The sequence below is a fragment of the Dietzia sp. SYD-A1 genome, from assembly GCF_015356725.1.
Taxonomy (GTDB): domain Bacteria; phylum Actinomycetota; class Actinomycetes; order Mycobacteriales; family Mycobacteriaceae; genus Dietzia.
On sequence record NZ_JADDKI010000673.1, the window covers coordinates 1 to 6,623 of the forward strand.

Here is a 6,623-nt window from a genome sequence, read left to right on the forward strand (position 1 = left end):
GTTGGATGATCGCCTCGGCGCTCCCCGGCCATCTCGACCTCGGCGCGGTGCGCCAGTTCGCCGCGGGATCCTCCGACGGGGCGGCGAGGGCGATCGGCGGGACGATCGACGCCGGCAGCGTCGGAGCCGCGATCGACGCGGGTGTCAACGGGAACACCGAGGCGATCATCCAACAGGTGGCCGACGCGATCGGACGGGCCGACTTCGGGTCCATCCAACAGGGCCCGGCGGCACCTGCTCCCGCGCCCGGCCAGGGGGGCGGCAACACGGGCACCCCGTCGAGCTCGGCCAGGGTGGAGACGGTCGTCAACCGGGCACTGTCCCAACTCGGCGTCCCCTACGCCTGGGGAGGCGGAGACGCCAACGGGCCCACGCGCGGCATCCGGGACGGTGGCGTCGCGGACAGTCACGGTGACTACAACAAGATCGGCTTCGACTGCTCCGGCCTGATGATCTACGCGTTCGCCGGGATCGGCAAAGCCCTCCCACACTTCACCGGCTACCAGTACACGGCGGGCCCCCAGTACCCGGTGGCCACCCGCCAGCGCGGCGACATGCTCTTCTGGCCCGGTCACGTGGCGCTGTACCTGGGTGACGGCCGGATGGTCGAGGCCCCGCAGTCCGGCGACGTCGTCAAGATCTCACCGGTGCGGATGGCGGGGATCTCACCCATGGTCGTCCGGCTGACCTGACGACATCGCGCCGACCCACGGTGCCCGGCCGCTCGTCGGCCGGGCACTGGTCGGTCCGGGAACGGCCGTGCACCGGTACTGTCGATCGCAGTCCGTCCTGACGGTACGGCCCCGGTGCCACGGACCACAGACCTCGGACCCCGGGCCTCGGACCACGGGCCTCAGACCCCAGATCTCGCGAAGGAGCCCCCCGCGGTGAGCGATCCCCGAACCGACCATCCGGCCGACCCGGGTTCCGACCCCGCGGTGAGCGCGTCCTCCGCGGCCTCGGACGCCAGGCTCCTGGAGCAGGCGGTGTACGAGGTCAAGAAAGTCGTGGTGGGTCAGGACAGGCTCATCGAGATGATCCTGGTGGGACTGCTCTCGCGCGGCCACATCCTCCTCGAGGGCGTGCCCGGGGTCGCCAAGACGCTCACCGTGGAGACCTTCGCCTCCGTGGTGGGGGGCAGCTTCCGACGCCTCCAGTTCACCCCGGACCTCGTCCCGGCGGACATCGTGGGAACCCGGATCTACCGCCAGGGCCGCGAGGAGTTCGAGGTCGAGCTCGGTCCGATCCTGGCCAACTTCGTACTGGCCGACGAGATCAACCGCGCCCCGGCAAAGGTCCAGTCGGCCCTGCTCGAGGTGATGGCGGAGGGCCACGTCTCGATCGGCGGGCAGACCTTCCCGATGCCGGCACCGTTCCTGGTGATGGCGACCCAGAACCCCATCGAGAGCGAAGGCGTGTACCAGCTCCCGGAGGCCCAGCGGGACCGGTTCCTCTTCAAGCTCGTGGTGGACTACCCCAGCCCCGAGGAGGAGCGGGAGATCGTCTACCGGATGGGGACCCGTCCGCCGGAGCCCTCACGCGTCCTCGGCGTGGACGCGCTGCTCCGGCTCCAGGACGCGGTGCGTGAGGTCTTCGTCCACCACGCGCTGGTCGACTACGTGGTCCGCGTGACCGTCGCGACCCGCGAACCCGGGAGGCACGGCCTCGAGGACGTCGCCAGATGGCTCGCGTACGGCGCGTCCCCCCGCGCCACCCTGGGGGCCGTCACCGCGGCCCGGGCGCTGGCCCTGGTCCGGGGTCGCGACTACGTGGTGCCCCAGGACGTCGTCGACGTGCTGCCCGCGGTGCTCCGCCACCGGTTGGTTCTCACCTATGACGCACTGGCGGACGAGATCACGGCGGACACCGTGGTGCGCCGCGTCCTCGAAGCAGTCCCGCTCCCACAGATCAGCGCGGTTCCCGCACAGCCCGGGCCGCCGCCCGCACGGTGACCCCGGCAGACGAGGCAGCCCGCGACGACCCGGTCGCGGCGGCGTCCCGCGCCGCCCTGGCACAGCTGGAACTACTCGTGACCCGCCGCCTGGACGGCGTGCTCAACGGCGACCACCGGGGACTGCTCCCCGGGCCCGGTACCGAACCCGGGGAGGCACGCGCCTACGAACCCGGTGACGACGTCCGCGCCATGGACTGGTCCGTGACGGCCCGGACCACCGTGCCGCACATCCGACAGACCATCGCCGACCGGGAACTGGAGACCTGGATCGTCGTGGACATGACGCCCAGTCTCGACGTGGAGGGGCGGTACGGCACCAAGCGCCGGCTCGTCGAGGCGGCGGCGGCCACGGTGGGGTTCCTGTCCGCGGTGGGTGGCAGTCGTGTGGGGATGGTCCTCACCGGCGCCGGTCGCCCCCGGGTACTGCAGGCCAGGAGCGGGCGGGACCATGTCAGGCGGCTCCTGGAGGAGATCTCCCGGTCCGGGACCGAGATCTCCCCGGGCGGCACCCTCGACGGTGCCCTGCGCGCCGTCCGGAACGCGGCCCGCCGGCACGGCCTCGTGGTGGTGGTCTCCGACTTCCTCACCGAGATCGACTGGGAGCGGTCCCTGCGCGTCCTGGGGACCCGGCACGAGTTCCTCGCGGTCCACACCGCCGACCCGCTCGACATCGCGCTTCCCGCGGTGGGGGCCGCGTTGCTGCAGGACCCGGCCACCGGGGAGGTGCTCGAGCTCGACGTCGACGACGCGCTGGCCGCCGACTACCGGCGCGCCGCGGACGACCATCGCCAGGAGGTCCACTCGGCCCTTCGCCGCTGCGGCGCCCCGGTGCTGGCCCTGCGCACGGACCGGGACTGGATCAGGGACGTGATCGACTACGTCGGCACCCGGCGTCAGGGCGGCCTGCCCACGGGTGAGAACCTCGTCCGCGACCTGCCCGACGAGTATCCGCCGACGAACGGGACCCCCCGATGAGCCTGTCGGATTTCCAACACCCGCTGTGGCTCGCGCTGATCGTGGTGCCGCTGGCCCTGGCCATCGGTTACGTGATCGCCCTGCGCTCCAAGAAGCGACGCACCGTGCGCTTCGGCAACTTCGGTGTCCTGCGCACGGTCGACCGCGGCGGGCGGAGATGGTTCACGCACGTCCCCGCCGTCCTGCTCATCCTGTCGATACTCGCGCTGGTGGTGGCCCTGGCGGGTCCGCAGCAGGAACAGAAGGTGCCACGGAATCGTGCGACGGTGATGCTCGTCGTCGACGTGTCCCTGTCCATGGAGTCCACCGACGTCGCACCGTCCCGCCTGGAGGCCGCACAGCAGGCCGCCACCACCTTCGCCAACAACCTCACACCGGGGGTCAACCTCGGGTTGGTCTCGTACGCCGGCACCGCCTCCATGCTCGTCGCACCGACCACCGATCGTGGGCCGGTCACCCGGGCGATCGAGCGGCTCAGGCTTGACGAGCGGACGGCCACGGGCGAGGGCATCTACACCGCGCTCCAGGCGATCACCACGTTCACGGAGAGCCTCGGTGGGCCGGATCAGGCCCCGCCCGCGCGAATCGTCCTGCTCTCCGACGGCAAGGAGACCGTTCCCGCGGACCCCACGGAGGAGCGGGGGGGATTCACCGCCGCCGCCCGGGCCGAGGAAGCCGGCATCCCGGTCTCGACCATCTCCTTCGGCACCCTCTACGGGACCGTCGACATCCAGGGCCGCCCGCAACCGGTCCCCGTCGACGACGCCTCGTTGCGCACGATCGCCGAGATCTCCGGTGGTGACTTCTTCACCGCGTCCAGCCTCGAGGAACTCGACTCCGTCTACCGCACCCTCGAGGAACAGATCGGGTACGAGTGGAAGAAGGCGGACGCCTCGCGTCCGTGGCTCGTCATTGGCTCCCTGCTGGCGATGCTGGCCGCGGCCGGATCACTGGTGGCCCACCGCCGGATCCCGTGACCGGTCGGCGCACCGCCATCGGGCCACCCGCCCCTGTTCGATAGGTTGGTGCCCATGGTTCCCGACAGCACGCCCACCCCCACGCCCCGGACGGTCCTGGTGACCGGGGGCAACCGCGGCATCGGACGCGCCGTCGCCGAACGCCTCGCCGCCGACGGCCACCGCGTCGCGGTGACCCACCGGGGGTCCGGCGCACCGGAGGGGGTGTTCGCGGTGAGGTGCGACGTCACCGATCCCGACTCCGTCGAGGCGGCGTTCACCGCGGTCGAGGCCGAGCTGGGGCCTGTCGAGGTGGTGGTGTCCAACGCCGGGATCACCGACGACACCCTCCTGATGCGGATGAAGGACGAGCAGTTCACCCGGGTGGTCGAGACGAACCTGTCCGGCGCGTTCAGGGTGGCCAAACGCGCGTCCCGCGGGATGCTGCGCGCCAGGTTCGGCCGGCTCATCTTCATCGGTTCCGTGGTCGCCCAGTCAGGGACGGCGGGTCAGGTCAACTACGCGTCGTCCAAGGCCGGGCTCATCGGGATGGCCCGGTCACTGACCCGAGAACTCGGGTCGCGCAACATCACGGCCAACGTCGTGGCCCCCGGCTTCATCGACACCGACATGACCGCCGGCCTCGACGACAAGACGCAGGCCCTCGCGGTGGCGGCCATCCCGCTCGGCCGCAAGGGGAGCGCCGACGACGTGGCGGGGGCCGTCAGCTTCCTCGCCGGAGACGACGCCGGATACATCTCGGGTGCCGTCATACCCGTTGACGGCGGAATGGGAATGGGGCACTGATCATGAACGAGCACACCGGCACCGGGCTCCTGTCGGGCAAGACCGTCCTCGTCACCGGGGTGATCACCGACGCCTCGATCGCTTTCCACATCGCCAAGCACTGTCAACTCCACGGCGCCACCGTCATCCTCACCGCGTTCGGTCGTCCGTCACTGGTCAAGGCCATCTCCAAGCGCCTGCCGCACAGACCCGCGGTGATCGAACTGGACGTGCGGAGCGAGGCGGACCTCGCCGCCCTCGAGGGCAGGGTCAGGGAGCACGCCGATTCACTCCACGGTGTGGTCCACTCGATCGGTTTCGCGCCCCCCAGCTGCCTCGGCGAGCCGTTCCTCGACGCCCCGTGGAAGGACGTCTCGGTGGCCGTGGAGGTCTCCGCCTACTCGTACGCGGCCCTCGCCCGGTCGGTGCGCCCACTGCTCGCGCCCGGCGCGTCGATCATCGGCCTGGACTTCGACCCGAGGTTCTCCATGCCCTTCTACAACTGGATGTCCGTGGCCAAGAACGCCCTCGAAGCGGTCAACCGCTACGTGGCCCGCGAACTGGGCCCCGAGGGGGTGCGGTCCAATCTCATCGCCGCCGGCCCCGTCAAGACCCTCGCGGCCAAGGCCATCGCCGGCGACGCCCTCGGACCGGGGGGAGAACTGGACCTGATGCAGGAGGAATGGGCCGAGCGTGCGCCCCTCGGATGGGACGTGGACGACCCCACCTCGGTCGCGACCACCGCGGTGGCGCTGCTCTCGGACCTCATGCCCGCCACCACGGGAACTGTGATCTACGCCGACGGTGGCGCCGGGACCGTCTCGTTCAGCGGACAGGAGAACTCCAGATGACCGATGGTGCCCTCGAACACACGGGTCCCGTGGACGCCCTTCTCGTGCTGTCCTTCGGTGGGCCCGAGGGGCAGGAGGACGTGATCCCCTTCCTCGAGAACGTCACCCGCGGCCGCGGGATCCCGGCGTCGCGACTCGAGGAGGTGGCCACCCACTACCGACAGCTGGGCGGTCGCAGCCCCATCAACGACCTCAACCGCGAGATCATCGCGAACGTCCGCGCCGAGTTGGCGCGGCGCGGCAGGGATCTGCCGATCTACTTCGGCAACCGCAACTGGACGCCGATGATCGAGGAGACCGTACGGCAGATGACCGCGGACGGCGTGCGGTCGGCCGCGGTGTTCGCCACCTCCGCATGGGGCGGTTACTCCGGGTGCGCGCAGTACCAGGAGGACATCGCCCGCGCGCGCGAGCAGGTCGCCGGTGCACCCACCATGGTGCGCCTGCGACAGTTCTACGACCATCCGCTGTTCATCGAGCGGTTCGCCCACGACCTTCGCGCGGCGATGGCCTCGGCGGCCCCGGGCGCACGCGTCATCTTCACCGCACACTCCGTTCCCGAGGCGGCGGACGCCGTGGCGGGCCCTCCCGCGCTCGGAGGCCACCTCTACAGCCGTCAAGTCGCCGAGGCGGCGCGGTTGGTGGCCGAGGCCGCAGGGGTCGCGGACCACGATCTGGTGTGGCAGTCCCGTTCCGGCCCCCCGAGCGTGCCGTGGCTGGAGCCCGACGTGGTGGATCACGTCAGGGAAATCGCGGAGGCGGAGAGCGTCCGTGACGTCGTGGTGGTCCCCGTGGGGTTCATCTCCGATCACGTCGAGGTGATCTGGGACCTGGACACCGAGTTGGTGAACGAGGTGAGCGAGCTCGGCGTGACGGTCACCCGGACCGCGACGCCCGGGCCCAGCCCGGAGTTCGCCCGGATGGTTCTGGAACTCCTCGATGAGGTCGAGACCGGAGTGACCGGGGACAGGCTCGGTGACGTTCCCGCGCTGGGCTGCAACCGGGACGGTGCCCGGTGCGCGGTGGGGTGTTGCGCTCGCTAGGACCGTCGCAGGCCCGCGTCAGGACCCCCGCAGGGCCGCGTCACCCGATGCCGCGCCC

The 6,623-nt window shown here is 71.0% G+C and carries 7 protein-coding genes; all 7 read left to right on the forward strand.

The window, feature by feature from the left end; translation table 11 throughout:
• On the forward strand, positions 1–692 hold a 692-nt coding region (locus tag IY392_RS18505; protein ID WP_228549626.1), incomplete at its 5' end, for an NlpC/P60 family protein.
• A gap of 195 nt (positions 693–887) precedes the next feature.
• Positions 888–1,952, forward strand: coding sequence for a MoxR family ATPase (locus IY392_RS18510; protein WP_197431486.1), 1,065 nt, complete (start codon positions 888–890; stop codon positions 1,950–1,952).
• Positions 1,949–2,929 (forward strand): DUF58 domain-containing protein, encoded by a 981-nt coding sequence (locus IY392_RS18515; protein ID WP_107756478.1) that lies wholly within the window; start codon positions 1,949–1,951, stop codon positions 2,927–2,929. The genes IY392_RS18510 and IY392_RS18515 overlap by 4 nt, the downstream gene beginning before the upstream one ends.
• Positions 2,926–3,906, forward strand: a complete 981-nt coding sequence (locus IY392_RS18520; RefSeq protein WP_182612334.1) for a VWA domain-containing protein — start codon at positions 2,926–2,928, stop codon at positions 3,904–3,906. Before IY392_RS18515 ends, IY392_RS18520 begins: the two co-directional genes overlap by 4 nt.
• Before the next feature lie 54 nt (positions 3,907–3,960).
• The gene (fabG1, locus tag IY392_RS18525; protein ID WP_182612335.1) at positions 3,961–4,692 is read left to right on the forward strand and encodes a 3-oxoacyl-ACP reductase FabG1; all 732 of its coding nucleotides are present in this window, start codon (positions 3,961–3,963) and stop codon (positions 4,690–4,692) included.
• A 2-nt stretch (positions 4,693–4,694) separates the two neighbouring features.
• Positions 4,695–5,522 (forward strand): NADH-dependent enoyl-ACP reductase InhA, encoded by an 828-nt coding sequence (gene inhA / locus IY392_RS18530; RefSeq protein ID WP_194862012.1) that lies wholly within the window; start codon positions 4,695–4,697, stop codon positions 5,520–5,522.
• Entirely contained in the window at positions 5,519–6,565 is a 1,047-nt protein-coding gene (locus tag IY392_RS18535) for a ferrochelatase (protein WP_194862013.1), read from the forward strand. Before inhA ends, IY392_RS18535 begins: the two co-directional genes overlap by 4 nt.
• Positions 6,566–6,623: the final 58 nt, after the last annotated feature.